Annotated in this window: 24 protein-coding genes and 2 pseudogenes; 8 read left to right on the top strand and 18 right to left on the bottom strand. The window is 73.0% G+C overall.

Annotated elements, in window-relative coordinates; genetic code table 11:
• Nucleotides 1-97: 97 nt before the first annotated feature.
• From ACWD01_RS06615 to sigE, 3 genes are all read right to left on the bottom strand, one after another.
• Entirely contained in the window at nt 98-1,879 is a 1,782-nt protein-coding gene (locus ACWD01_RS06615; RefSeq protein WP_451158750.1) for a trypsin-like peptidase domain-containing protein, read from the bottom strand.
• Between the two features lie 124 nt (nt 1,880-2,003).
• Nucleotides 2,004-2,960, bottom strand: coding sequence for an anti-sigma factor family protein (locus tag ACWD01_RS06610; RefSeq protein ID WP_451158748.1), 957 nt, complete (start codon nt 2,958-2,960; stop codon nt 2,004-2,006).
• Nucleotides 2,957-3,727 carry an RNA polymerase sigma factor SigE gene (sigE, locus tag ACWD01_RS06605; RefSeq protein WP_451158746.1) on the bottom strand — a complete coding sequence of 257 codons (771 nt, stop codon included), beginning with the start codon at nt 3,725-3,727 and terminating at the stop codon, nt 2,957-2,959. The genes ACWD01_RS06610 and sigE overlap by 4 nt, the downstream gene beginning before the upstream one ends.
• A gap of 174 nt (nt 3,728-3,901) precedes the next feature.
• On the opposite strand from sigE, the gene ACWD01_RS06600 reads away from it, so the two are divergent.
• Nucleotides 3,902-4,537, top strand: a complete 636-nt coding sequence (locus ACWD01_RS06600; protein ID WP_451158877.1) for an O-methyltransferase — start codon at nt 3,902-3,904, stop codon at nt 4,535-4,537.
• A 321-nt stretch (nt 4,538-4,858) separates the two neighbouring features.
• On the opposite strand, the gene ACWD01_RS06595 is transcribed toward ACWD01_RS06600, so the two are convergent.
• A complete protein-coding gene (locus ACWD01_RS06595) occupies nt 4,859-5,026 on the bottom strand; it encodes a DUF3117 domain-containing protein (protein ID WP_003966491.1) in 168 nt (55 codons plus the stop codon).
• A gap of 334 nt (nt 5,027-5,360) precedes the next feature.
• On the opposite strand from ACWD01_RS06595, the gene chcB reads away from it, so the two are divergent.
• The gene (gene chcB, locus ACWD01_RS06590; RefSeq protein ID WP_451158744.1) at nt 5,361-6,164 is read left to right on the top strand and encodes a 2-cyclohexenylcarbonyl CoA isomerase; all 804 of its coding nucleotides are present in this window, start codon (nt 5,361-5,363) and stop codon (nt 6,162-6,164) included.
• On the opposite strand, the gene ACWD01_RS06585 is transcribed toward chcB, so the two are convergent.
• Nucleotides 6,161-6,772 carry a DNA-3-methyladenine glycosylase I gene (locus tag ACWD01_RS06585; protein WP_451158875.1) on the bottom strand — a complete coding sequence of 204 codons (612 nt, stop codon included), beginning with the start codon at nt 6,770-6,772 and terminating at the stop codon, nt 6,161-6,163. The genes chcB and ACWD01_RS06585 overlap by 4 nt on opposite strands.
• Nucleotides 6,773-6,777: 5 nt before the next feature.
• Nucleotides 6,778-7,131 carry a DivIVA domain-containing protein gene (locus ACWD01_RS06580; RefSeq protein WP_451158742.1) on the bottom strand — a complete coding sequence of 118 codons (354 nt, stop codon included), beginning with the start codon at nt 7,129-7,131 and terminating at the stop codon, nt 6,778-6,780.
• A 161-nt stretch (nt 7,132-7,292) separates the two neighbouring features.
• On the opposite strand from ACWD01_RS06580, the gene folP reads away from it, so the two are divergent.
• Entirely contained in the window at nt 7,293-8,153 is an 861-nt protein-coding gene (gene folP / locus ACWD01_RS06575; RefSeq protein WP_451158740.1) for a dihydropteroate synthase, read from the top strand.
• A 63-nt stretch (nt 8,154-8,216) separates the two neighbouring features.
• Here the strand turns inward: folP and ACWD01_RS06570 are convergent, their stop codons facing one another.
• Both ACWD01_RS06570 and dapE read right to left on the bottom strand, forming a co-directional pair.
• Complete coding sequence (locus tag ACWD01_RS06570) at nt 8,217-8,966, bottom strand: LOG family protein (protein WP_451158738.1); 750 nt, start codon at nt 8,964-8,966, stop codon at nt 8,217-8,219.
• 97 nt (nt 8,967-9,063) lie between these two features.
• Nucleotides 9,064-10,143: a succinyl-diaminopimelate desuccinylase gene (dapE, locus tag ACWD01_RS06565; RefSeq protein WP_451158736.1), complete on the bottom strand. Its 1,080-nt coding sequence runs from the start codon at nt 10,141-10,143 to the stop codon at nt 9,064-9,066.
• An 82-nt stretch (nt 10,144-10,225) separates the two neighbouring features.
• Between dapE and ACWD01_RS06560 the strand changes: the two genes are divergently transcribed.
• Nucleotides 10,226-11,197 carry a hypothetical protein gene (locus tag ACWD01_RS06560; RefSeq protein ID WP_451158734.1) on the top strand — a complete coding sequence of 324 codons (972 nt, stop codon included), beginning with the start codon at nt 10,226-10,228 and terminating at the stop codon, nt 11,195-11,197.
• Nucleotides 11,198-11,492: 295 nt separating this feature from the next.
• On the top strand, nt 11,493-11,909 hold the full coding sequence (locus ACWD01_RS06555) for an ATP-binding protein (protein WP_451158732.1): 417 nt from the start codon (nt 11,493-11,495) through the stop codon (nt 11,907-11,909).
• Nucleotides 11,910-11,995: 86 nt separating this feature from the next.
• Here ACWD01_RS06555 and ACWD01_RS06550 read toward each other — a convergent pair whose 3' ends face one another.
• Nucleotides 11,996-13,102 carry a bifunctional succinyldiaminopimelate transaminase/glutamate-prephenate aminotransferase gene (locus tag ACWD01_RS06550; RefSeq protein WP_451158730.1) on the bottom strand — a complete coding sequence of 369 codons (1,107 nt, stop codon included), beginning with the start codon at nt 13,100-13,102 and terminating at the stop codon, nt 11,996-11,998.
• A gap of 159 nt (nt 13,103-13,261) precedes the next feature.
• On the bottom strand, nt 13,262-13,582 hold the full coding sequence (fdxA, locus tag ACWD01_RS06545; RefSeq protein WP_003985062.1) for a ferredoxin: 321 nt from the start codon (nt 13,580-13,582) through the stop codon (nt 13,262-13,264).
• A 114-nt stretch (nt 13,583-13,696) separates the two neighbouring features.
• Between fdxA and ACWD01_RS06540 the strand changes: the two genes are divergently transcribed.
• Together ACWD01_RS06540 and ACWD01_RS06535 are read left to right on the top strand one after the other, a co-directional pair.
• A complete protein-coding gene (locus ACWD01_RS06540) occupies nt 13,697-14,704 on the top strand; it encodes a GNAT family N-acetyltransferase (RefSeq protein WP_451158728.1) in 1,008 nt (335 codons plus the stop codon).
• A gap of 199 nt (nt 14,705-14,903) precedes the next feature.
• The gene (locus tag ACWD01_RS06535) at nt 14,904-15,728 is read left to right on the top strand and encodes a transglutaminase family protein (RefSeq protein WP_451158727.1); all 825 of its coding nucleotides are present in this window, start codon (nt 14,904-14,906) and stop codon (nt 15,726-15,728) included.
• Nucleotides 15,729-15,755: 27 nt separating this feature from the next.
• Here ACWD01_RS06535 and ACWD01_RS06530 read toward each other — a convergent pair whose 3' ends face one another.
• On the bottom strand, nt 15,756-16,898 hold the full coding sequence (locus ACWD01_RS06530; RefSeq protein ID WP_451158725.1) for an isoafricanol synthase: 1,143 nt from the start codon (nt 16,896-16,898) through the stop codon (nt 15,756-15,758).
• 296 nt (nt 16,899-17,194) lie between these two features.
• Here ACWD01_RS06530 and ACWD01_RS06525 point away from each other — a divergent pair, with 296 nt between their 5' ends.
• The gene (locus ACWD01_RS06525) at nt 17,195-20,104 is read left to right on the top strand and encodes an ATP-binding protein (protein ID WP_451158723.1); all 2,910 of its coding nucleotides are present in this window, start codon (nt 17,195-17,197) and stop codon (nt 20,102-20,104) included.
• A 48-nt stretch (nt 20,105-20,152) separates the two neighbouring features.
• Here the strand turns inward: ACWD01_RS06525 and ACWD01_RS06520 are convergent.
• The 7 genes and pseudogenes from ACWD01_RS06520 to ACWD01_RS06490 all read right to left on the bottom strand — a co-directional run.
• Nucleotides 20,153-20,260: pseudogene (locus ACWD01_RS06520) on the bottom strand (DUF397 domain-containing protein); the annotation flags it as partial.
• A pseudogene (locus ACWD01_RS06515) lies at nt 20,242-20,325 on the bottom strand (DUF397 domain-containing protein); the annotation flags it as partial. The pseudogenes ACWD01_RS06515 and ACWD01_RS06520, both read right to left, overlap by 19 nt.
• Complete coding sequence (locus tag ACWD01_RS06510; protein WP_451158721.1) at nt 20,312-20,512, bottom strand: Scr1 family TA system antitoxin-like transcriptional regulator; 201 nt, start codon at nt 20,510-20,512, stop codon at nt 20,312-20,314. The pseudogene ACWD01_RS06515 and the gene ACWD01_RS06510, both read right to left, overlap by 14 nt.
• A 176-nt stretch (nt 20,513-20,688) precedes the next feature.
• Nucleotides 20,689-22,767 carry a hypothetical protein gene (locus ACWD01_RS06505; protein ID WP_451158719.1) on the bottom strand — a complete coding sequence of 693 codons (2,079 nt, stop codon included), beginning with the start codon at nt 22,765-22,767 and terminating at the stop codon, nt 20,689-20,691.
• A gap of 234 nt (nt 22,768-23,001) precedes the next feature.
• On the bottom strand, nt 23,002-23,436 hold the full coding sequence (locus ACWD01_RS06500; protein WP_451158717.1) for a DUF6113 family protein: 435 nt from the start codon (nt 23,434-23,436) through the stop codon (nt 23,002-23,004).
• A gap of 86 nt (nt 23,437-23,522) precedes the next feature.
• Nucleotides 23,523-24,410, bottom strand: a complete 888-nt coding sequence (mshB, locus tag ACWD01_RS06495; protein WP_451158715.1) for an N-acetyl-1-D-myo-inositol-2-amino-2-deoxy-alpha-D-glucopyranoside deacetylase — start codon at nt 24,408-24,410, stop codon at nt 23,523-23,525.
• 38 nt (nt 24,411-24,448) lie between these two features.
• Nucleotides 24,449-24,643 (bottom strand): hypothetical protein, encoded by a 195-nt coding sequence (locus tag ACWD01_RS06490; RefSeq protein WP_356892429.1) that lies wholly within the window; start codon nt 24,641-24,643, stop codon nt 24,449-24,451.
• Between the last annotated feature and the right edge of the window lie 125 nt (nt 24,644-24,768).

Below are 24,768 nucleotides of genomic sequence, written 5' to 3'. Positions count from 1 at the left end.
TGCCCGCCAGGGACCGCTGTCCGGCCTGGGCGTGGGCCCGGTCCAAGGTACCTGGCGGAGCTGTCGGGCCGGTACCTTCCGGGCGGCCCGGAGATGGTCACGAGCTGTCCGCAGAGCCGAGGACCAGCGTCAGGGTCCGCTCGTCGCCGCCGCGCCGCAGGGTGAGCTCCAGCTCGTCCCCGGGACGGTGGGCACGGATCTTGACGATCAGCTCCTCGCCGCTGTGCACCCGTCGGCCGTCGACCTTCGTGATGACGTCGCCCGGCTTGACGCCCGCCTCGGCGGCGGGGCCGCCCGGGGTGACGGCGGGGCTGTCGTCCTGCCCCTTCTCGCCGACCCGGGCGCCGTCACCGGTGAAGCGCATGTCGAGGCTGACCCCGATCACCGGATGCGTGGCCCTGCCGGTGCTGATCAGCTCCTCGGCGACGCGCTTTCCCTGGTTGATGGGGATGGCGAAGCCCAGTCCGATGGAACCGGCCTGGCCCCCGTCCGGCCCCGCGCCGGTGTCGGCGGCCCGGATGGCGCTGTTGATGCCGATGACCCGGGCCTGGCTGTCCACCAGCGGGCCGCCCGAGTTCCCCGGGTTTATCGGCGCGTCGGTCTGCAGCGCGTCGACATAGCTGATGTCGCTGCCGTCGCCCTTCTCGCCGCCGGCGGTGATCGGTCGCTCCTTGGCGCTGATGATTCCCGACGTGACCGTGTTCTGGAGGTCGAACGGCGCGCCGATCGCGACGACCGGGTCGCCCACCCGGACGTTCTCCGAGTTGCCCAGCGGCAGCGGCTTCAGGCCGTCGACACCGGTGACCTTGACGACCGCCAGGTCGTAGCCGCTGTCCTTGCCGACCAGCGTGGCCTTGGCCGTTTCGCCGCCGCTGAAGGTGATGGAGATGTCCCCCGAGGTGCCCGCCGGGTCGACCACGTGGTTGTTGGTGAGGATGTGGCCCTGCTCGTCCAGCACGAAGCCGGTCCCGGTGCCCTGCTCGGTGTCGCCGCTGACGTGCAGGGTCACGACGCTGGGCAGAGCCCGGGCGGCGATGCCGGCGACGCTGTCGGGCGCGCGGTCGACGCTCTCCGGAGCGGCCTGCGGAAGCTCGATCCGGGTCACGCCGCCGTTGCGTTCCACGTACGCGCCGACGGCGCCGCCGACGCCGCCCGAGACGAGCGCGAGGACCAGGGCCCCGACGAGCAGCGGGCCGCGGCGGCGCTTACGGGGTGCGGGCGGCTCTCCCGGGTGCGTGAGCGGCTGCCCGGGGGCGCTCCAGGGGTCGTACCGGAGCCACACCGACGACAGCGGCTGCGGCCGCTCGTCGGCCGCGGCGAGCGCGGGCGCCGGAGGGACGGGGACGGCGGCGGGGTGGGCCTGCGGGTGCGAGCCGGGCTGATGCGGGTGCGGAGGCTGGGCGTGCTGGTGCGGGGAATACGGGTGCGGCTGCGGGTGGGGCGGGTGCTGGGCGTAGCCGCCGGCGGTCTCGGCCCCGGCCGCCGCGTACTGCGGGGGCAGCGGTGTGCCGTGGGCCGGCGTCGGCACCGGCCGCTGCACGGGCGGGGCGGGTGCCCAGGGTCCCGGCCCGCCGTACGGCGGGGTGCTGTAGGCGTCCGGCTCGTGCAGCGGCGTGGGCCTGGCCGGGGCGGGGGGCGCCTCGGGCGCCGGGGCCGCGACGGGAGCGGTACCGGTGGGGTCCGCCGGTTCGGGCAGCTCAGCGGTGGCCTCCGGCGGGCCCGCCGGCGCGGTGGGCGCCTCCTGGACCGTCGGCGCCGCGTCCGGCGCCGCAGGCATCACGTCGGAAGCGGGAGCCTCCGCCTCGGGAGGAGCCCCGCGTCCCGTGCCGGGGCGGCTCCACCACTTCGCCTTGGGTCCGGTGGGCTTCCCGTCGTCCATGCTCTCCCCGCAAACTGCCGGCCGATGCGGCGCCCACGCGGACGCCCGCTGAGATTCAACCAGGTTTGCGAATAACCGCGCAGGGCCCTGGTCAGCTCCCGCTCAGGCCCCGCCGGGCCGCCGGTCAGCGCGAGGGCGACAGCGGCGAGGCGGACTGCGTGGGAGCCGCCAGATGCATGGGCACGGGAGTGGCCGCCGGGCCGACCGCCGGGGCGGCGGCCGGCTGGAACACGGACGCCGACGGACGTATCAGCGGGGACGCCGACGAGGCATGGGCCAGCGGCGACACCCCGAGGGAGCGGTTCAGCGACTGACCGGCGGGCTCACCCGGCACAGCGGCGACGACCGGACCGGAACCCGGCCTGTCCTGGCCGTTTCCCGGCCCGCGACGGCGGTCGCCGTCCGTGCCGCGCAGGGACGTCGTGCCGCCGGCGGGTCCCGGCGTCGTGCCGTTCGCGGCGGTGGTCGGCGTCGCCGTACGCAGCGGCGTCACCTTGCTGCCGCCGCCCTGGCCACGGGAACCGGAGTCCGACACGACGTCCAGCGGGACCGCACCGCCCAGGGCGATGGCGGCGAAGGAGACGGCGCTGGCCGCCGCGAACGCGAAGCGTCTGCGGCGCCACGGCGAGCGCTCAGCCTCGGCGCGGCCCACCTCGTGGATCCGGAAGCCGCTCCCGCCACCGGGCAGGACGGCCGCGTGGGCGCCCCCGGGGACGTAGGCGAACGTCTCCGCGCGGGGGTCGCGCGGTCTTCCCGCGGACGGGTTCAGTCCTCCGAACATCCCGCCGCCCGCCATACGGCCGCCGCCGAACGGGCCGGGCTCGTCGTCGTCCCCGGCGCCGGGGCCCGCGGGCAGCCCTTGGAGCCGCGCGAGCAGCGCCTCGGAAAGGGGCGGCGGCGCGGACTGGGCAAAGGCGCTCTTCAGGCGACGCTGGGCGTCGGCCTCGGCCTTGCACCGTGGGCAGGTCGCCAGATGCGCCAGGACGCGGTCCCTGGCGTCGTGCTCGAGCTCACCGTCGACAAGCGCGGCGAGCCGGTCCCCCAGGTGCTGTTCCGCGGGGGTCGGGCCTGTACCGCTCACGCCGGTCCGCCCTCCCCCGCCACAGCGACGGCGCCCGCGAGCGAGCGCTGCTGCTCCGCGCGGGCCTCCGGGGAACGGTGCGACAGGGCCTTGCGCAGGTGGGAGCGGCCGCGGTGGATCCGGCTGCGCACGGTCCCGAGCTTCACGCCCAGGGTCGCGGCGATCTCCTCGTACGACAGGCCCTCGATGTCACAGAGCACGACCGCGGCACGGAACTCGGGCGCGAGGGTGTCCAGCGCCTGCTGCACGTCCGCGTCGAAGTGGCTGTCGTTGAAGACCTGCTGCGGCGACGGCTCACGGCTGGGCAGCCGCTCGGCCGCGTCGTCGCCGAGGGCGTCGAAACGGATGCGCTGCTTGCGGCGGACCATGTCCAGGAAGAGATTCGTGGTGATCCGGTGGAGCCAGCCCTCGAAGGTGCCGGGCGTGTACGTCGACAGGGAACGGAAGACGCGGACGAAGACCTCTTGCGTGAGGTCCTCCGCGTCGTGCTGGTTCCCCGTGAGGCGATACGCGAGGCGATAGACCCGTGCGCTGTGCGTGCTGACGATCTCCTCCCAGGTGGGGGGAGTCCACGCCTGCGATTCCGCATCCGATGCGAAGGTCGCGGTGGTGACGGAGTCGGAGGGCACGGAACGGTCAGCAGTGTTGGTCACGGATTTCGGCTCACCCACCGACCTGAGAAGGCGCCTCAGCACTCCTCCCCGATCCGCAGGTGCAGCCGCACCTCCCCTATCGGCTCTGGTGGTGTCCAGCGGAGCCCCTACCATAGCCACCTCGCCCGTTAGCTCCGGATAAGAATCTTTACGTGGATTTGGGTCCGGCTTCCGGCCCCGCTCCACGTGCTTCCTTCTGCCCTGAACAACGGCCGGTCCCATCTGCGGGTTCCCGCGCGCAGCGGATACAGTCAGCGTCGCGCCAATCTACGGGGACGGGAGAGGGTCATAACCGCCAACCAGCAGACCAGCTGGGCGTTCGCCGACGCCTTCGTCGCCGAGGACGACGCTCTGCACTGGGCCCGGGACCGGGCCCGGGAGTCAGGGCTGCCCTCGGTGTCGCCGGGCACCGGCGCCGCGCTGCGACTGCTGGCGGCCACGGCGGACGCGAAGGCGGTCGCCGAGATCGGCACGGGGACCGGGGTCTCCGGGATCTACCTGCTGGACGGTATGCGCCCCGACGGCGTCCTGACCACGGTGGACCTGGAGCCGCAGCGCCAGCAGTTCGCCAAGGAGGCGTTCCGGGCGGCCGGCTTCGCCGCGAACCGGGCGCGCTTCATCCCGGGGCGGGCGCTGGACGTCCTGCCGCGGCTCGCCGACGGCGGCTACGACCTCGTCTTCTGCGACGGCGACCGCACCGAGTCCCTCGACTACCTCGCTGAATCGTTGCGCCTGCTGCGGCCGGGCGGGCTCGTCTGCTTCGAGGGCGTCTTCGCCGACGGCCGTACGGTCGACTCGGCGGCGCAGCCGGCGGAGGTCCTGCGGGTGCGTGAGCTGCTGCGGGCGGTGCGCGAGAGCGCGGAGCTCCTGCCGACGCTGCTGCCGGTCGGCGACGGGCTTCTCTGCGCGGTGCGCAGGGCCTGACGGGGTCGCGGGGCGGGGACGGTCACGCTGCGCGGGGCCGTTCCCCACCCCGCCCCTTCCCGAACCTGGCTCTGCCCGGACCCGCGCCTCAATCGCCGGCGAGGCTGACACAGCCCGGCCGGCGATTGAGGCCACCGCGCGGAGCGCGGTACGGGGGTCCGGGGCTTGCCCCGGTTCGGGAAGGTGGGGGTCCCCCCGCGGCCGCCAGACCGTAGGGGGAGGGTAGGGGAACAGCCCGCCGCAGGCGAGCGGCCCAACGGGACCGGAACGCGCAGCGCCCCCGGCATTCGCATGCCGGGGGCGCTGGAGACTCAGGATGCGTCAGCCGACGACCTTCTTCAGGGCGTCGCCGAGTGCGTCGGCTTCGTCCGGAGTCAGTTCGACGACAAGACGACCGCCGCCTTCGAGCGGAACGCGCATGACGATGCCCCGCCCCTCCTTGGTCACCTCGAGCGGGCCGTCGCCCGTCCGCGGCTTCATGGCCGCCATGCTCGTTCCCCTTCCTGAAACCAGCTCATCGCAGCCGGCGGCCCCATGAGAGGTGCTGTGTCACCGGCATCGAACACATTGCTTCCAGGCCATTATCCCGCATGGCGGGACCCAAAGACCAACATCAGTCGGCATCGCTTGCGCAACGCGCTCTCTCAAAACCACCCAATTCGGCGATGTGCCTGCGATACTTCGCCGCCGCTTGCCAGGCGGCACACGGGGATTCTTTGACGCAGGTCACATGTGCAGGCTCAATGATCTCCGTCATGCTGGCTCCGATACTGACGTCAGAACGACGCAGAACCACCAGCCGAACCACCTAAGGGGACCCGCCATGGCCGACTCCGTGCTGTACGACGTGACCGACGGACTCGCGACGATCACGATCAACCGGCCCGAGGCCATGAACGCGATGAACGTCGACGCCAAGGTCGCCCTGCGGGACGCGGTGCGGGCCGCGGCCGACGACGGCGCCGTGCGTGCGGTGCTGCTGACGGCTGCGGGCGGCAAGGCGTTCTGCGTGGGCCAGGACCTCAAGGAGCATGTGTCGCTGCTCGCCGCGGACCGGGAGTCCGGCAGCGGGGGGACGATGAGCACGGTCCGCGAGCACTACAACCCGATCGTCCGCGCCCTGACCGGCATGGCGAAGCCGGTCGTCGCCGGCGTCAACGGCGTCGCCGCCGGAGCCGGTCTCGGTTTCGCGCTGGCGGCGGACTACCGCGTCGTCGCCGACACGGCCAAGTTCACGACGTCGTTCGCGGGCGTGGCGCTCACCGCCGACTCGGGAGTGTCGTGGACGCTGCCGCGGCTGATCGGGCAGAGCCGCGCCGCGGACCTGCTGCTGTTCCCGCGCTCGTTCTCCGCGCAGGAGGCGTACGAGTGGGGCATCGCGAACAGGCTCGTCCCGGCGGAGGCGTTGGCCGCCGAGGCCGCCGCCGTGGCGCGCGCCCTGGCCGACGGCCCCACGGTCGCGTACGCGGCGCTGAAGGAGTCCATGGCGTACGGCGCGGACCGTTCGCTGAGCGAGGCGCTGGACAAGGAGGACGAGCTGCAGACGAAGGCCGGCGCCTCCGAGGACCACGCGATCGCGGTGCAGGCGTTCCTGTCCAAGGAAGCGCCCAAGTACCTGGGCCGTTAGGGCCGCTGCGGCCGTACGCGGCCCGTGCCGCCGCCCCGGAAGACGCAGTCGGCCAGGTGGTCGTCCACGAGCCCGCAGGCCTGCATGAGGGCGTACGCCGTCGTCGGGCCGATGAAGCGCAGGCCGCGCTTCTTGAGCTCCTTGGCCAGCGCCGTGGACCCGTCGGTGACGGCCGGCACGTCGGCCACGGTGCGCGGCGCGGGCCGGCGCGCGGCGTCGGGCGCGTACGACCAGATCAGGCTGTCCAGGTCGCCGGAGGGCCAGTCGGCGAGCACGCGCGCGTTGGCCACGGTCGCCCGGATCTTGGCGCGGTTGCGGATGATGCCGGGGTCGGCGAGGAGCCGCTCCTCGTCGGCGTCGGTGAACGCGGCCACCGAGGCGATCTTGAAGCCGTCGAAGGCGCCGCGGAACCCCTCGCGGCGGCGCAGGATCGTGATCCAGGACAGGCCGGACTGGAACGCCTCGAGGCAGAGCCGTTCGAACAGGGCGTCGTCGCCGTGGACCGGGCGGCCCCACTCGTCGTCGTGGTAGGCGACGTAGTCCTCGGTGGACAGGCCCCAGGGGCAGCGCAGTCCGCCGTCCGGGCCCGGTGCGGCGGCACCCGTCACGGCGGTCACCGGCCCGGCTCCTGTCCCGGCTCGGTGAACATGTCGGGCCGACCGGCGGCGGTGGCCTGCGCCCCCGCGAGCGCCGACTCCAGTTCGGCGATGCGCGCGTCCCGCTCGGCGAGCTCCGCGCCGAGGCGGCCGAGCACCTCGTCCACGTCGGCCATCCGGTAGCCGCGCATGCCGACGGGCAGCCGCAGCGCGTCGACGTCGCCGCGGCCGACGGGCCGGTCCAGCGGCAGCGGGTCGACCAGCTGCTCGGGCGCGGTCTCGGGCAGTGCCGCGCTGTCGCTGCCGCCGAGCACGACGAGGGTGACCGCCGCGACGACCACGACCATCGCGATCAGCAAGAACCAGAACACGAACGACCCTCTCCCCGGACTTCCCGCAGCTTCCCGTACGACCGCTTCCCGTACGTCCCCGGGGGAACCTACCCGAGCGGGAAACCGTCCTGTGCTGATCGTGCCACGGGACACTGACAGCTAGGGTCGCAGGCGTACGAGCACTGAGGAGGAAACAGCGGATGCTGCGGCTGGGACGGCGCGAGTTCGACGCGCACGAGCCGGTGATCATGGCCATCGTGAACCGGACGCCGGACTCGTTCTACGACCAGGGGGCGACGTTCCGCGACGAGCCCGCGCTCGCCCGGGTGGAGCAGGCCGTGGCGGAGGGCGCCGCGATCATCGACATAGGCGGTGTGAAGGCCGGTCCCGGCGAGGAGGTCACCGCCGAGGAGGAGGCGCGGCGCACGGTCGGTTTCGTGGCCGAGGTGCGGCGGCGCCATCCGGACGTGGTGATCAGCGTCGACACCTGGCGCCACGACGTGGGCGCGGCGGTCTGCGAGGCGGGCGCCGACGTGCTGAACGACGCCTGGGGCGGCGCGGACCCGAAGCTGGCGGAGGTCGCCGCGCGGTACGGCGCCGGTCTGGTCTGCACGCACGCGGGCGGCGCCCGGCCGCGTACGCGTCCGCACCGGGTCGCGTACGACGACGTGATGGCGGACGTCCTGCGGGTGACGCTGGGGCTGGCGGAGCGGGCGGTCGAGCTCGGTGTCCGCCGGGACGGGATCATGATCGATCCCGGTCATGACTTCGGCAAGAACACCCGGCACAGCCTGGAGGCCACGCGCCGGCTCGACGAGATGACGGCGACGGGCTGGCCGGTGCTGGTCTCCCTGTCGAACAAGGACTTCGTCGGCGAGACGCTCGACAAGCCGGTCAAGGAGCGGGTGCTCGGCACGCTGGCGACGACCGCGGTCTCCGCGTGGCTCGGCGCGCAGGTCTACCGCGTGCACGAGGTGGCGGAGACGAAGCAGGTGCTGGACATGGTGGCCTCGATCGCGGGCCACCGTCCGCCGGCGGTCGCGCGCCGCGGCCTCGCCTGAGCCACCGGCGGGCCGGTGCGGCCCCGGAAGCGCCGGGGTCCGCACCGGGCGGCGCGGGGACGGTTACCTGCCCGTCTCCTTGGAGACCAGTGCGACCGCCTCTTCCACGTCGTCGGTGACGTGGAAGAGCATCAGGTCCCTCTCGGACGCCTTGCCCTGGGCGATCACGGTGTTCCGCAGCCAGTCGACCAGGCCGCTCCAGTACTCCGTGCCGAAGAGCACGATCGGGAACCGCGTCACCTTGCGCGTCTGGACGAGGGTGAGCGCCTCGAAGAGCTCGTCGAGGGTGCCCAGTCCGCCGGGCAGGACGACGAAGCCCTGCGCGTACTTCACGAACATCGTCTTGCGGACGAAGAAGTAGCGGAAGTTCACCCCGATGTCGACGTGCGCGTTGATGCCCTGCTCGAAGGGCAGCTCGATGCCGAGGCCGACGGAGATGCCCTCGGCCTCGCGCGCGCCCTTGTTCGCGGCCTCCATCACGCCCGGGCCGCCGCCCGTGATCACCGCGAAGCCGGCGCGGGCGAGGGCCTTGCCCAACTCGACGCCGACTTCGTACTCGGGAGTGCCGGCCGGGGTGCGGGCGGAGCCGAAGACGCTGATGGCGCCGGGCAGTTCGGCGAGCGCGCCGAAGCCCTCGACGAACTCGGACTGAATGCGCATGACCCGCCACGGGTCGGTGTGCACCCACTGGGAGTCGCCCTCGGTGTCGAGCAGCCGCTGGTCCGTGGTGCCCGGCCTGATCTGGTCCCTGCGGCGCAGTACCGGTCCCAGCCGCTGCTCCTCCAGCGCCCGCAATCCCTCGGGGTTGCTCATGACCTGCTCCCTCCGCCGAACATCATTTGCTTTGGCTCAGGGTAGGTCGGCCAACGTTACGAATGGCGAAATCGGGGTGATCAACCAGTATGCGGCGTCAGGAAGTCAGCCACTCGCGCAGCCGCCGCTCGCAGTGCGTGATCCTGTCCACGGCGACGTGCTCGTCCCGCTTGTGGGCGAGGAGCGCGTCGCCCGGGCCGTAATTGACCGCGGGCACGCCGAGCGCGCTGAAGCGCGAGACGTCGGTCCAGCCGAACTTGGGCTGCGCGGTCCCGCCGACCGCCTTCATGAAGGCGGCGGCCGCCGGGTGCGAAAGTCCGGGCAGGGCGCCGCCCGTGTGGTCGTCCACCACGATCTCGCTCAGACCGCAGTCGGCGAAGACCTCGCGGACATGTGCCTCGGCCTCGGCCATGCTGCGGTCGGGGGCGTAGCGGTAGTTGACCACCACAGTGCACTCGTCGGGGATGACATTGGTGGCCACGCCTCCCTCGATGCCGACGGCGTTCAGGCCCTCGCGGTACTCGAGTCCGTCGATGACCGGGCGGCGCGGCTCGTAGGAGGCGAGGCGGTCGAGGATCGGGCCGACGGCGTGGATGGCGTTGGACCCCATCCAGCTGCGGGCGGAGTGCGCGCGCTCCCCCTTGGTCCGCAGATGGACCCGGAGCGTGCCCTGGCAGCCGCCCTCGACCTGGGCGTCGGAGGGCTCCAGGAGGACCGCGAAGTCGCCGTCCAGCCAGTCGGGGTGGGCGTCCGCCACATGCCCCAGACCGTTGAGGTGTGCGGCGACCTCTTCGTTGTCGTAGAAGACGAAGGTGAGGTCGCGGTTGGGCTCGGGAACGGTGGCGGCGATCCGGAGCTGGACCGCGACGCCCGACTTCATGTCGCTGGTGCCGCAGCCCCACAGGATGCCGTTCTCGTCGAGCCGCGACGGCACGTTGTCCGCGATCGGCACGGTGTCGATGTGCCCGGCGAGCACCACGCGCTCGGTGCGGCCGAGGTGCGTCCGGGCCACGACGTTGTTGCCGTGCCGGTCGACGGTCAGGTGCGGCAGCTCGCGCAGGGCCTCCTCGACGGCGTCGGCGAGGGGCTTCTCGCTGCCGCTGACCGACGGGAAGTCGACCAGGGCGGCGGTGAGCGCGGGGGCGTCGAGGGTGAGGTCAAGCGCGGTCGGATGCATGGTTTCGACGATAAGCGGTCCACCCGGGCCGTTGTCCGGCACACCCCCTGGAGCCGTCCGGGGGCTCCAGTACGGTGGGCGGGTGTCCGAGACCGCCTCTCCCGTCCGGCGCGGCCGCTCCTTGCGCTTCGCGGCCGCGCTCCTCGTGCTGCTGGCCCTCATCGGTTACGTCGCGGTGCAGTACGTCACCGGCGGCGGCGCTCCGCGCTGTGTCGTGCGCACCGCCGAGGGCGACGGTCCTTCGTACGAGCTGTCGCCCGAGATGGCGGGGAACGCCGCGACGATCGCCGCGGTCGGCACGACCCGCGGGATGCCGGAGCGGGCGGTCACCATCGCGCTGGCGACCGCCCTCCAGGAGTCGGCGCTGCGCAACATCAGCCATGGCGACCGGGACTCGCTCGGCCTCTTCCAGCAGCGCCCGTCCCAGGGTTGGGGCACCCCGGAGCAGATCCTCGATCCCGTCTACTCGTCGCGGAAGTTCTACGAGGGCCTGGCCGAGGTGCCCGGCTATTCACGGCTGCCGCTGACCGTCGCCGCGCAGCGCGTGCAGCGCAGCGGTTTCCCGCAGGCGTACGCGAAGCACGAGCCGGACGCCACGCTGCTGGCCGCGGCGCTCACCGGGCGGGCCTCCGCGACCCTGACGTGCGAGACCAAGGACGGCGGCGGACCGGGCGACCCGGTCCAGGTGCGGACCGAACTGACCCGGGCGTTCGGGCCCGGGGTGCTGCCGAAGGCCGGCAGCGGGCGGGGGCGCGCGGGCGACGCGGACGCCCGGGAGCTGACCGTCCCGGTGCAGACGCCCGTGGGCGCGGAGGAGGCGGCCGGCGCGGTCGGCGGCGAGCCGGGGCCCGAGGGGCGGGGCCCCGGCGGAGCGGGCGGCAAGCATGGCTGGGAGCTCGCGCACTGGGCGGTCGCGCGGGCGGACGAGCTGCGCATCCAGGAGGTCGCCTACGGCGGCCGGGTGTGGAGCGCCGAGGAGTCGGCGGACGGCTGGCGTACGGCCGGCAGCGCCGAGGACGGCCCGGACGAGGTCCGGATCCGTATCGCACGCTAGCGCGGCACCCCCCTCGAACGAGTCACTCCGTTCACCTCCTTCACGGCCAATTCCTGCGGCCGCGGCCCATTGCCTCCGGCGGCTCCAATTCCCTTGGAGGCGACGGGAAGTGACGGTTCGCCAGGCGGTCACACATGGCCGCGTTCGCCCGTTTTCATCCGAGGACGATAATGCGACGCATTACCAACTCTTTACCTCGGTCCACCGCAACTTCCCCCCGCCTCCGCCCGGTTGTCAGGACGTCCGTACGCCGGACACGCATCATTCCGAACGTCGTCTCGTCCCAAGGAGCATCATGTCCCTCCCCCTGACCCGTCGGATCGCCCGTGCCGCGCTGCTCTTCGCGGCGGGAGCAGCCCCCGTGGTCGGTGCGGCCGGCTCCGCAGGCGCCATGGAACTCCCGCAGGCCCCGGTCGGCGGACTCTCGGCGCTCGACGCGGACAACGTCGGCAACACGGTCGACGACGTCTCCAGGGAGACCACCAAGGCGGCCGGCCACGTCGGTGGCAAGACGGCGGACAAGGCCGCCCCCGGGGCGACCAAGACCGTCGGCAAGGCGGCCAAGGCGACGAAGCCGATCGCCAAGAAGGCCACCGCCGGTCCGGCGGGCGGCCTGGTCGGCGGCGCGACCAAGGGCGGCCTGCCGACCGACGCGCTGACCGGCGGCGGCCTGCCCACCAGCTCCCTCGGCGGCCTGCCGCTCGGCGGCTGACGCCACGGCGCCACGCCGCGGAAGGGGCCCCGGGAGATCCCGGGGCCCCTTCCGCGTGCCTGTTCCGCCTGCGTGGCCTGTACGACTCAGACGTCCGCCCGGCCGAGGCGCTTCACGGCGGCCTGGACGCGCTCGTCGGTCGCGGTCAGCGCCACCCGTACGAAACGCTCCCCCGCCTCCCCGTAGAAGTCGCCGGGCGCCACCAGGATGCCCAGGGCGGCCAGGTGGGCCACCGTGTCCCAGCAGGGCTCGTCGCGGGTCGCCCACAGGTAGAGGCTGGCCTCGCTGTGCTCGATCCGGAAGCCGTGCGACTCGAGCGCCGTGCGCAGGGCCGTGCGGCGGGCCGCGTACCTGGCGCGCTGCTCGGTGACGTGCGCGTCGTCGCCGAGTGCCGCGACGGTGGCCGCCTGCACGGGGGCGGGCGTCATCATGCCGCCGTGCTTGCGGATCTGGAGCAGCTCGCCCAGCACGTCCGGGTCGCCCGCGACGAACGCCGCGCGGTAGCCGGCCAGGTTGGAGCGCTTGGAGAGCGAGTGGACGGCCACCACGCCCGCGTACGAGCCGCCGCAGACGTCCGGGTGGAGGACCGAGACGGGCTCCGCCTCCCAGCCGAGCTCCAGATAGCACTCGTCGCTGAAGACCAGCACGCCGTGCTCGCGCGCCCAGGCGACGATCCGCGTGAGCTCCTCCTTGGGCAGCACCCGGCCGGTCGGGTTGGACGGCGAGTTGAGCCAGAGCAGCTTCAGCCCGGCCGGGTCGAGCTCGGTCGGGTCGTCGTAGACGACCGGCGTCGCGCCGCACAGCCGCGCGCCCACCTCGTACGTCGGGTAGGCGAGGCGCGGGTAGGCGATCCGGTCGCCCGCGCCGAGACCGAGCTGCGTCGGCAGCCAGGCCACCAGCTCCTTGGAGCCGACGACGGGCAGGACGTTGGTGTGCACCACGCCCACCGCGCCCAGCCGGCGCTCGACCCAGGAGGCGAGCGCGTCGCGCAGCTCCGCCGTGCCCCAGACCGTCGGGTAGCCGGGCGAGTCGGCGGCCTCCGTGAGCGCCTTCCTGATCACCCCGGGGACGGGATCGACCGGGGTGCCCACCGACAGGTCCACGATGCCGTCCGGGTGCGCGGCGGCCGTGGCCTTGTAGGGCTCGAGCCTGTCCCAGGGGAAGACGGGGAGTCGCGAGGAGACTGCGGGCACGGCGGCGCTCACTTTCGGGTCGCGGGACGCTTGTCGGTGGGGCGTTTCTCGGTACGGGACCGTCGTTGCGGACACCGCCGGAATGTCCGGCGGCGGCGTCAAACGCCTCGGTCCCGTACGGACGACGAGCCGTACGGGACCGGGGACATGCGGATCGGATCAGCCGTTCTGCGGCGGCAGGGCGGCGATGAAGGGGTGGTCCCGCTCGATCAGGCCGAGCTTGGAGGCACCGCCGGGCGAACCGAGCTCGTCGAAGAACTCGACGTTCGCCTTGTAGTAGTCCTTCCACTCCTCCGGGGTGTCGTCCTCGTAGAAGATGGCCTCGACCGGGCAGACCGGCTCACAAGCACCACAGTCGACGCATTCGTCCGGGTGGATGTACAAGGACCGGGAGCCCTCGTAGATGCAGTCGACGGGGCACTCCTCGATGCACGCCTTGTCCTTGACGTCGACACAAGGCTGCGCGATGACGTAGGTCACGCTGTCGTTCCTCCTCGATAAGGGCTGGCTTGCGCGGGAGCGCGGCGTCGTCGATGCCCGCCTCTAGTATCTCCGTTCTTGGTAACGATCCGAACAGGAGGGGCTCACAGAGCTGTGGAATTCACTGCGGGCGGACGGCTCGAAATCCGCATCACACCCGCTGACGTGGGCAAACGAGTCTCAGTACGCCGCTTGAGCGAGGCTGGAGCGCCGGGAGCGAAGTTCACCGACACGGTCGGCGTTCTCGCATCCTGGACCGATGATGTGCTGGTGATCACACGCCGGACCGGTGAATGCGTCCACATCCCGGAATCCTCCCTCGTGGCGGGCAAGGTCGTACCGGCCGCGCCCGCCCGGCGCAGGGGGGTTCCCGCGGCGGACTTCCGCGAGCTCGCCGAGGTCACGGCGCGCGCCTGGCGGCCGGTGGAGAGCGAGCGGCTCGGCGACTGGGAGCTGCGGGCCGCCGCCGGATTCACCCGGCGCGCCAACTCCGTACTGCCCCTCGGCAGCCCCGGCCTGCCGCTGGACGACGCGCTGGCGCGGGTGCGCGACTGGTACGCGGCCCGCGGCCTTCCGGCGTACGTCCAGACGGCGACGGGCGCGGCGGGCACCCAGGAGGAGCTGTGCACCGGGCTGGAGACACGCGGCTGGGAGCGCGAGATCTCCGCACAGGTGCAGGTCGGCGGACTGGCGGCGGTGGGAGACCTGGACGCCGACGTCGCACGGGTCGTGCTCGCCCGCTCCGTCGACGAGGCATGGCTACGGCGCTACCAGCGGACCGGTGTGCCCGGACCACATGTGCTCCAGGTCCTGAACAGCGGGCCCTCGGTGTGGTTCGCCTCTGTACCGGGCGCCGAAGGGACCGGGAGCCCACCGGCCGCGATCGGCCGCTGTGTGGTCGACGGACGCTGGGCCGGCTTCATGGCGGTGGAGGTGGACCCGGAACAGCGGCGCCAGGGGCTCGCGTCGGCTGTCATGGCCGGCCTGGCCCGCCGGGCCCTGGACGGGGGCGCGTCGGCGGCCTGGCTCCAGGTGGAGTCCGACAACGCCGGCGGACGTGCGCTCTACGCGGGCATGGGATTCTCGGTCCATCACCACTACCACCACTACCGGGCCCCGTAGGCCCGGGGTTGCAGCTGTTTACCGGGAAGCGTGTACAGGGGCGGTTGCACTCGATCGTGTGATGGTCGGCTTTTGGGCTTGCGGAGTCCTGAGCCGTCCGGGTCGAGTACGCCGGGGACCAGTGCGCGCAAGACCGTTCGGGGCGTGCGGCCGAGCGGACTCACTCCCGCTCAGTCCAAAGGAACGGTACGAGTCAGTCATGGATGAGAACGACCGGCGGTCCCGCTTCGCCGAGGAGGCCCGCTCCGAGCGCCCCGACCTGGCCCTGCTCTGCCTGCTCATCGGCGCGGAGGCGGACCCGTCGCTGGACGAGAAGGGCATGGACGCGGCCCAGATCGAGCTGGACCGGCTGGCCGGGATGCTCCCGTACGGGCTGCGCGGCCCGCACGCCTGGGCGGCGGCCCTCGCCGACCTGCTCGGCGGCCGCGAGGGCTTCCACGGCTCCCCCGGCGACTACCAGCACCTGGAGTCCTCGCTCCTCCACCAGGTCCTGCGCCGCCGCCGCGGCCTGCCGATCCTGCTCTCCGTCGTCTGGACGGAGGTCGCCCGCCGCGCGGGCGGGCATGTGTACGGAGTGGCCCTGCCGGGCCACTTCGTCGTCGGCTTCGGCGACCCGGAGGAACAGGTGCGGGCCGACCCCTTCGCGGCCGGCCGCGTCCTGTCGGGCACCGACGCCGAACTCCTCGTCACAGGCGCCACGGGCACCTCCCTGTCCCCGTCGATGCTGACGCCCGCCGATCCGCTCGCCGTGGTGTCGCGCATCCTCAACAACGTCCGCGCCTGGGCGGCGCTGCGCCCCGAGCACTCCGCGGTCGCCCTGTGGGCGCTCGACCTCCTGCTCCTCCTCCCCTCGCACCCGGCGCGCCTCCGCTTCGAGCGGGCCCAGCTGCTCGTGCAGCGCGGCGACTTCCTGACGGGCGCGGCGGAGATGGAGGCGTACGCGGAGGTCGTGGACGCGGTCGAGCCGGCGGCGGCGGAGACGATCAGGGGGCACGCCCGCTCGGCCCGGGCCCGCCTGAACTGAGCGCACCGCCGCGCCCGGACTTGCCCGTCAGGCCTTCATCCGTACGCCCTCGTCGGCCTCCTTCGGAACCGCGGCGAGATGCGCCCAGGGCCGTTGCCGCCCGCCGCTCACCGCGGCGACGCCCCGTTCGTCGTAGCGGGAGGTGGCCAGCGACCAGGCGAGGTTGCCCGCCATCAGATGCCCCATGCCCTCCACGTAGTGGTCGACCGGCCCCCGCAGCACGGCCGGCACGCCCAGGTCGTCCAGCAGCCCGGGCAGGGCTGCGGCGAGTTCGCCGAAGCGGGCCGTACGGGAGTTGGCGAGCTCCGCGATGTGCTCGACCGCCTCGTCCAGGGAGCAGCCCCGCTGCTCGCTCAGGACGACGACGCTGTTGTTCACGTCGCCCGCCGCGAGTTCCTTGACCAGGGAGACGATGTCGTTGACGAAGATCACCACGTCGCCGGTGATCTCGCGCATCAGGCGCAGCGGGAAGGAGCCGTGGAGTTCGTCCGGCAGTGCGTAGCCGCCGCACCGTTCGGTGAAGTCGAGGCACGGCTGCACGCCTATGGAGTCCCGCCTGAGGGCGAGGAACTGCTCCAGCGTGGGGAGGCGGTCCGCGTTCCGATTGGCCGCCTCGCCCTGGTAGGCGGCCATGTACGCCTGCCAGTGCGCGCGGAAGCGGCGCTGCCAGCCCGGCGGTCTTCCCGCGGTGGCGCGGTGCCAGATGTCCCGAAACCCGACGACGAGCGGTTGGCCGGACACCCCGGCCTCCTCCCGTGCCGCAGGCACCTCGGGCACCCCGGCCGCCTCGGGCGTGCCGGTGATCGTCATGGTCCGCCCGAGGGTGTCCACCAGGCGCTCGATGGCCTCGGGCCGCGTCCCCAGCCCGCCGTCGAACTGGTCGTCGAAGATGAAGAACCAGGCGTTGAAGTCGGCCGCGAGTTCGAGGTCGCCGCCCGTCGCGTCGGGGTAGAAATAGGCCATCAGCCGCTCGAGGCGCAGCGCGTCGTACTCCTCGACGGCGGCGTCCCCGGCCAGCAGGTCCGTCTTCTGCAGCCACTGGAGCGTGTGCCGCCGGGCGCGCTCCGCGTGCGGGCTGAGGCGGGCGGAGTACGGAATCCTGACGGCCGCCGCGCGCCGGGTCGGGTCCGAAAGCGCCTTCGTGTGGCCGGAGTTCGTCGTGTCCGTCATGCCTGCCCCTCGGTGTCGCGGCGCGTCGCACGGGACAGTGGCACAGGTCCGACGCCCTCCGCAGGGATACGAGGCTAGGTCTCTTTTCGCCGTGAGCGAAGACCACCTGCGGGAGCAACGTGGCGCGAAACAGCGCCAGTTCACCGGTGCGCGCCTCTTCCGGCGCCCCCTACCAGAAGGCGGCGTCTCCCTGGCCGAAAAATCCCCAAAGGGTTACAGTCCGTCGCCCTGGGCATACGCTTCGCGGTATTCAGCACTCATCACGACTCACGACGCCTCATGTCGAAGGATCAGATGTGGCCCACATCGGAAACCGGCCGGAACGACAGCGCCGACCGCTGCTGGAACGCGACACCGAGCTCGCCGCGGTGGACGCGCTGCTGACCGATCTCTCGGCAGCGCCCGCGGGATCGGCCGCGCCCGGCGCCGGCGGGCTGCTCGCCTTCGCCGCACCTGCGGGCATGGGCAAGACCACCCTGCTCACCGAGGTCCGCCGCAGGGCGGTCGCCCGCGGCTGCACGGTGCTCTACGCGCGGGGCGGCGAGCAGGAACAGGGCGTGGCGTTCCACGTCGTACGACAGCTCGTCCAGCCGCTCCTGGCGACGGCAACCGAGGAGGAACACCGCGAGCTGCTGGGCAGTTGGTACGACATCGTCGCCCCCGCGATGGGCCTGGTCGCCGGCGCCGGCAACGGCGTCCCCGACCCGCAGGGCGTACGGGACGGCCTGGACTGGTTCGCCACCCGCATCGCCGTGCAGCACGCGCCGCTGGTGGTCATGCTCGACGACGCCCACTGGGCCGACGCCGAGTCGCTGACCTGGCTGACCGGCTTCGCACCGAGGGTCAACGAACTGCCGATGCTGCTCGTCGTGGCCTACCGGCCGGACGAACTGCCCTTGGACGCCGCCGCGTTCGCGGGCCTCGCCGAACGCCACGGCTCGCACCCGTTCGACCTCGTGCCCCTCACGCCCGCCGCGGTGGGCCGCCTCGTCCGGGACACCCTGGGTGAGGACGCGGACGACGGTTTCTGCCGCGAGACCTGGGCGGTCACCGGCGGCAACCCCTTCGAGGCCGTCGAACTGGCCGCCAAGGTCGCCGACCGCGGGCTCAAGCCGCAGGTGGCGCACATCGCCGAACTGCGGGAGCTCGCGTCCGCGGTGAAGGGCAGCGGACTCGTCGAACGGCTGGAGCGGCTCGGCACCTCCGTCGTCCGGTTCGCCTGGAGCGCCGCCGTGCTCGGCTCCGAGGCGTCCCGGAGTCTGGCCGCGAGCGTGGGCGGCCTGGGCGAGGCGGAGTCGGCCGTGGCCGTGAGCCGGCTGCGGGAGGCCCGTATCCTCGCCCTGCCGCCGGCCGACGCCCCCGACGACGACCGGCTGGAGTTCTTCCACCCGCTGGTCGCCACCGCCGTCTACCGCGCCATACCGGCGGCGTTCCGCGTCGCCCTGCACGGCCAGGCCGCGGCCATCGTCGCCGGCGCGGGGCTGGGCGTCACCACGACGGCCCGGCACCTGCTGGAGATGCATCCCGAGAGCGACCCCTGGGCCGTGCGGGAGCTGCGCAAGGCCGCCCGCGAGTATCTGCGGGCAGGCGCTCCCGACGCCGCCCGGCGCTGCCTCGCCCGGGCGCTCCGCGAGCCTCCGGCCCTGGACGAACGGGCCGACGTCCTCTTCGAACTGGGCTGCTCCGCCCTGCTGACCGAACCGGCGACCACGGTCAACCACCTGCGGGCCGCCCTGGACGAGCCCGTCCTCGACCCCGCGCTGCGTGAGGCGATCGTCTACCGGCTGGCGCAGGCCCTCGGTCACTCGGACCGGATGGCCGAGGCCGCGGAGACCGTCGCGGAGGCGGCCCGGGACGCCACCGACGCCAGGACTCGGCTGCGTATGCAGGCCGAGCAGTTCATGTGGAACGCCTTCCGGGCGGACGAACAGGACTCGCCGGCCCGCTCACGGCGGCTGACCAAGCTCGCCGAGCACATCAAGGGCCGCGGCATCACGGAGCGGTACATCCTGGGGCTGCGCGCCTGGGACGCCATGGTGCGCGGCGAGCCCGCCGCCACGGCGCTGCACTACGCGGAGGAGGCGCTGGGCGACGGCCTCGCCTGGACCGACGACGAGTGGGGGTTCGAGGTCCCGGTCGTCGTCGCCCTCACCTTCATGTACTGCGACCAGCCGGGGCGGGCGGAGGAGCTCTTCGCCAAGGGCATCGCCGAGTGCGAGAGCAAAGGCTGGCGCGGCGCCCATCTGTCGTTCGGATTCACGCTCCTCGGCTACATCCGCCATCGCCGCGGCCGTCTCGACGAGGCGGAGACCCTGGTCCGCGCCGGACTGGGGATCGCGGACCGGGTCGGGCACCAGGTGCCCGCGCAGTACTTCGCCATCGGCATCCTCATCGAGATCCTGCTGGCCCGCGGGCGCGTCCAGGACGCCCGGGCGCTGGCCGCGAAGTACGGCTACGGCAACGTGGCGCCCAGCGCCGTCGTGTACCCCGACTCCCAGACCGTCCTCAGCGAGCTGCTGCTCGCCCAGGGCAGGCGCCGTGAGGCCGAGCAGCAGCTCATACAGGTCGGCCGCCGGCTCGAACCGCGCGGCATGCGCAACCCGGCGTGGTGCCCGTGGCGGCTGCACCTCGCCCAGGCCACGGACGACCCCGAGCGGGCCCGCGAGCTGGCCGTGGAGGGCCTCGAACTCGCGCGCCGGTTCGGCACCCAGTCGGCCATCGGCCAGGCGCTCCACGCCATGGCCGCGGTCACCGAGGGCGCGGAACGCCTCCGTCTCCTGACCGAGGCCGTCGAACACCTGGAGCGCTCCCCCGCCGGCTACGACCTGGCCGCCGCCCTCGTCGACCACGGCGTCGCCCTGCGCCGCGCCGGCCTCCGGCAACAGGCCGGCGAGCAGCTCCACCGCGGCCTGGAGGGCGCCACCCAGTGCGGTGCGGACGCCCTCGCGGCCCGCGCCCGCGAGGAACTGGACGCCACGGGCCTGTGGCCGCTCCGCCTCAGCACCGCGGCCAAGGAGTCGCTCACCACCCAGGAACGCAAGGTCGCCGAATGGGCCGCCCACGGCTGGTCGCACGCCCGCATAGCGGAAGAACTCGGCGCACAGGCCCCGATCGTCACCCGCCTCCTCTCCGACATCTACCGCAAGGTCGGCTCCGACCACGCGGGCCTGTCCCGCCTGATCGGCGACCGGCCGGGGCCGGACTGAGGGGACGGGTGAGGGTGCCTGGCCGAGGTCGCCGGTCCGGACGGCGGTGGTGAAGGAGGTCCAGGCCGGCTGGGCGAAGGTCACCGCCGGGGCCGCCGGGCGCCTGCTCTCGCGGACCGGGACGGCGGACGGTGGGCGGCGTCGACCTCCACGCAGTCGCCGCTGCTGCCGCCGCTGTGGCTGGACTTGCGCCAGAGGGGCGTGTGCTCACTGCGCTTCATCCTCGTAGTCCTCCGCGACGGACCTGATCAGCGCCAGGGACTTCCGGTGCGACAACGCGTCGCCCAAGGCCACGATGTGACGGAGCTGTTCGCACATGACGGCCGGGCTGCCGACCGGGCGTCGCAGCACCGACTCGTCGAGGATCGTCCGCACCGCGGGTGAGTCGAAGTGGTCGAGGATGCGCACCCGTTCCAGACGCGTGACGAGCAGTCTGTCCCGCTCTCCCTGTCCAGCGCCTCGAAGAACCTCGCCTTCAACACCTCGAAATCCACGATCCCCGCAACTCCCTGAACTCCAGGGTGTTGCGGGGATCAATAGAACCCGCCCGGCTCGGGCAAGGGGCTCCGTCGGAGAGGCCTGGCTCAGCTCGGGTTCAGGTCGATGACCGCCGTGCGTTCCGCCGGGGTCTTGCCGCGCAGGGCCGGGCCCATCGCCTGGGCCACGTCGTCGGCGGAGACCTCGTGGAGCTTGCCGTCACCCTTGGTGATCATGATGCCGTCGAAAACGCCCTCGAGCAGGGTGTCGATGGCCTTCTTGTCGTAGACCTCGACCAGCCTGCCGTCGATCGCCTTCATCGACAGGATCTGCGGCAGCGACCTCGCCGGGCCGAACTGGATCGACTTCTCGCCCGCCTTGATCGTGATCAGGCCGGACATCGCGGGCTCCGCGAACTCCCTCATCGCCCGGTCGAGCTCGGCCTGGGTGATGGTCGGCGCGCTGGTGGTCATCGGCAGTTCGACCAGGTTCGGCCGGCCGGTCTGCACCTGGGTGCGGTACGCGTCCTTGACCGAGATCATCGAGCGGCCGATGTCCAGCGTCTTGCCCGGCTTGCCCGGGACGGCGACCGCCTTGTCCGGCTCGAATCTGATCGTGCCGTCGGTGGACGGCCCGGCGGTGCCCGCCAGGTCGGCGAGGGCGACGCTCAGCTTCTCCTCGTCGACGACGATCACCGGGGGCGCGACCCGCTCGCCGCCGAAGAGGGAGCCGATGACGGAGACCGGGTTGTAGTCGCTGCCGGCGGCCCCGCGCACGGTGGCCTGGCTGTCCAGGGACAGACCGGCCTTGTCCGGCAGGAGTTCCGCCTTCTTCCCGTCGAGCGAGAGCTGCAGCGGGGCCTTGGCCTGCTCCCCGAACGCGGCCTCCAGCTTGTTGACCGCCTCGTCCTTCGTGCCGCCGCCGATGTCGACGCCGAGGACCGTGGTGCTCTTGGGCACGTCGGAGTGGTTGAGCAGCAGCCCCGCCCCGTACGCGATGCCCAGCAGGCCGACCACGCCCGCTCCGGCCAGGACCAGCTTGGAGCGGCCCTTCTTGGCCGGGGGCGGCGTCGGCGCCGGCCGGGGGGCGGGACGGTCCGCGGCGCCGGGCGCCTCGGGTCCGCCGCCGGGGCCGGCCGGGAACTCCGGTACGGAGAAGTCCCCGTCCTCCACCTGCGGACCGGGCCGCTGGGTCAGGATCGGGTTGGGGCCGGTGCCGGGACCGGTGTCCGGTCCGCCGAGCGGCGGGAACGGCGAGCGCTGCGCACCCGGAACCACCGGCATGCCGCCGGTCAGCGTGTCGCCGGAGACATGCCCGCGGCCGTCGCCGCCTCCGGGCACGGGGCGCTGCGGAGTGAGTACGGCGGTGTCGTCGGACATCCGGGGCACGGGCGCGCCGACGCCGGGCGCCGGGGTACCGGTACGCGGACCGAGCGGCATGTCTCCGGTGGCCGGCCCGGCCGTCGGGCCTACGGGACCGCCGTTGCGGTCCGGTGCGCCGGGCGGGGGCGCGGTGCGCCCGGGCGGCGGCGCGAAGCCGTTGCCGTTGCCTGGTCCAGGTCCGCCGGGGCCACCAGGGCCGGGGCCGGAGGGCGCCGCGGGAGGACCGGCCTGCTCCGCGAGAGCCGCCAGCCCGGACCGCGGACCACCGGCTCCAGGACCGCCAGGACCACCGGGCGCGCCGGCACCCGCGCCCGGCCCCGGCGTCGCCGGCCCCCCGGACGTCGCCGGTTTGCGCGGCGCGAACCAGTCGCTGGCGGGGGGCTTCTCCTCGGCCGCCGGCGCCGACGGGGCACCGGCCGGAGCTCCGGGCCGCGGCGTACTGCCCGTCCGCTCACTGTCCCGCTCGGACGCTGCGCCCGCGCCCCCGGAAGGCCCGCCGGGCGCCTTGGACGCGCCGGACGTGCCGGTGTCCGGCTTCGCGTCCATGTCGCTCATCGGCGTGCGCATCACGACCGGCGGGATCGGCCGCGAACCCGGGATGTTGATCCGGATGCGCGTCGTCAGCGTCGTCTCGGTCTTCTTCTCTTCCGGCTGCTCGGGCGCCGCGTCCCCGGCCTCGTCGGGGGCGTCCTGCGGGTGCAGCGACGGATACTGGCGCGATCCGTACGGCGGTGTCCCGGAGGGGTACGCGGCTCCACCGCGCCCCTGGGGGCCGGAGGACGAACTGTCAGTTTCACGACTCAAAGCAGGTTCTCCCGGTTGGCTTCGCCGCCCGTTTCTTACTGGATAGCTACTGCTGCGGGCGGCTCGGCGGCGCGCACCACCATACTGGCCACCGCCGACGGACACCCCGGGACTGCGAGAAGCGGCCTTCCGCCGACCGTACGGGCATGGTCAGTTCGGCGGCTTCCCACCCCGTGGGTCGACCCACCCTAGGGGGCGGGCCGCACCGGCTGCTTGCTGGGGTCCTGTCCGTGCTCATCGTCCAAGTCGGCCCGGCCCGCCACCGGGTTGCGGCAACCGCGACATCGTGGCACACATCACAGCCGTCGCCATGCCGCCGAGCATGAAGACGAGGGGCCCGATCCCGGCGCCGAACATGGCGTCACCCTCCGGGCGTCCGACGCTGAGCACGACGATCGCGGCGAGCCAGCCGACCGCCGAGGCGATCACTCCGGCCTGGCTGCCCGTCGCCCGTACGGAGCCGAGGAACAGGCCCGCGGAGGCCAGCAGCGCCAGCAGCAACCCCCCGGGAAACCAGGCCGCCTGGACGAGCGAGCCCGCCGCGCCGACGGCCGCGCCGAGGACCAGCAGCACGCAGTACGCGAGGAACCGGCCGGGCCGGGGAAGCCGCGGGGGCCGGGTGAGCCAGGAACCGGGCTCGTCCCGGCCGCCGCCCCCGCTCCTCGCCACGCTCGCCCCTGCGCCGCGAGCCACGCTCCCGCCCGCGCCGCCCGCCCTGCTCCTGCCCGCGTCACGACTGCCGCCGCCACCGCCGCTCACGGCGAAACCCCCGCGAAAAGGTCGTACTCCCGTTCGCCGGGCGCCGCGCCGGACTCGCCGGCCACCAACTGGTAGTACTCCGTGGTGAACAGGGGCTGTCCCAGATCGTTGGAGAGCGCGAAGAACGGGCCGTCCACCGCGATCTGGGTGGCGTGCGCGCGCATCGCGGCCGCCTTCCGCTCCGCGTACGCGGTGCCGTCGATCTCGGCGGTGATGTCCGAATCGTCCACCACGCCGGGGACGTCACCGATCTCGGCGATGCCCGGGAAGTCCGTCCCGGCGGCGCGCAGCCGCGCGAAGCCCTCTTCCGCCGCCGACCGCGCGACCCGGTTCCAGTAGATCTTCGCGATCCGGTGCGGCGTCCCGAGGTCCGGCCGGAAGCCGGCGTCCGCGGCGAGTTCGGCGGCGCGCATGGCCACGCGGTGGGTCTGGATGTGGTCGGGGTGCCCGTACCCGCCGTCGGGGTCGTAGGTCACGAGCACCTGCGGGCGCACCGAGCGGACGACCTCCACGAGATACGCGGCCGCCTCGTCGACGTCCGCGTTCCAGAACGCCCCTTCGCGGTGGTTCTGCTCGAGGCCCATCATCCCGGAGTCGCGGAAGCGGCCCTGCCCGCCGAGGAAGCGGTGGTCGGTGACGCCCAGCTCCTTCATCGCGGCGGCCAGTTCCCCGACGCGGTACGGCCCCAGCCGGTCCTCCCGGTCCGGTGCGAGATGGGCGAGATCGTCCGGAATGACCTCACCCTCCTCGCCGAGTGTGCACGTCACCAACGTGACGTGGGCGCCGGCGGCCGCGTACATGGCCATCGTGGCGCCGTTGTTGATCGACTCGTCGTCCGGGTGCGCGTGCACCAGGAGCAGACGGCGGGCGGGGAGATCCTTCATACGGACACCCTAGAACGGGCGCCGACGCGCCGCCCGTGTCAGAACTTGAAGCTCCCGATCATCCCTGCCACATTCGTCGTCAGCTCCGAGATGGTCGGCGCGATCGAAGAGCTGGCGAGGTAGAACCCGAGCAACACGCAGACCGCCGCATGTCCACCCTTGAGACCGGATTTCCGGATCAGCAGGAAGACGACGATCGCCAGCAGCACCACCGCCGAAATCGAGAGTGCCACGGCGGTTCACCTCCACAGATATTCGGTCGGGACGGGCCAGTTGCATGTGCCAGGACATGTGCAGGAGGTTCATACCCACCTTGCGCTACGGATCATAACTATCCGTGCCCAGGCATCGATCGGTG

Source organism: Streptomyces sp. NPDC002835 (assembly GCF_053591995.1).
Note: the sequence above shows the minus strand (reverse complement) of the source record. Positions and strands in the feature narration are given on the sequence as shown.

What these genes read in the sequence shown, in the direction of transcription:
- sigE (WP_451158746.1), bottom strand. Translation starts at nt 3,727, where the DNA reads ATGGTAGGGGCTCCGCTGGACACCACCAGAGCCGATAGGGGAGGTGCG.
- ACWD01_RS06595 (WP_003966491.1), bottom strand. Translation starts at nt 5,026, where the DNA reads ATGGCGGCCATGAAGCCGCGGACGGGCGACGGCCCGCTCGAGGTGACC.
- ACWD01_RS06615 (WP_451158750.1), bottom strand. Translation starts at nt 1,879, where the DNA reads ATGGACGACGGGAAGCCCACCGGACCCAAGGCGAAGTGGTGGAGCCGC.
- ACWD01_RS06570 (WP_451158738.1), bottom strand. Translation starts at nt 8,966, where the DNA reads ATGAGCAACCCCGAGGGATTGCGGGCGCTGGAGGAGCAGCGGCTGGGA.
- chcB (WP_451158744.1), top strand. Translation starts at nt 5,361, where the DNA reads ATGGCCGACTCCGTGCTGTACGACGTGACCGACGGACTCGCGACGATC.
- ACWD01_RS06555 (WP_451158732.1), top strand. Translation starts at nt 11,493, where the DNA reads ATGTCCCTCCCCCTGACCCGTCGGATCGCCCGTGCCGCGCTGCTCTTC.
- ACWD01_RS06530 (WP_451158725.1), bottom strand. Translation starts at nt 16,898, where the DNA reads ATGACGGACACGACGAACTCCGGCCACACGAAGGCGCTTTCGGACCCG.
- dapE (WP_451158736.1), bottom strand. Translation starts at nt 10,143, where the DNA reads ATGCATCCGACCGCGCTTGACCTCACCCTCGACGCCCCCGCGCTCACC.
- folP (WP_451158740.1), top strand. Translation starts at nt 7,293, where the DNA reads ATGCTGCGGCTGGGACGGCGCGAGTTCGACGCGCACGAGCCGGTGATC.
- mshB (WP_451158715.1), bottom strand. Translation starts at nt 24,410, where the DNA reads ATGAAGGATCTCCCCGCCCGCCGTCTGCTCCTGGTGCACGCGCACCCG.
- ACWD01_RS06535 (WP_451158727.1), top strand. Translation starts at nt 14,904, where the DNA reads ATGGATGAGAACGACCGGCGGTCCCGCTTCGCCGAGGAGGCCCGCTCC.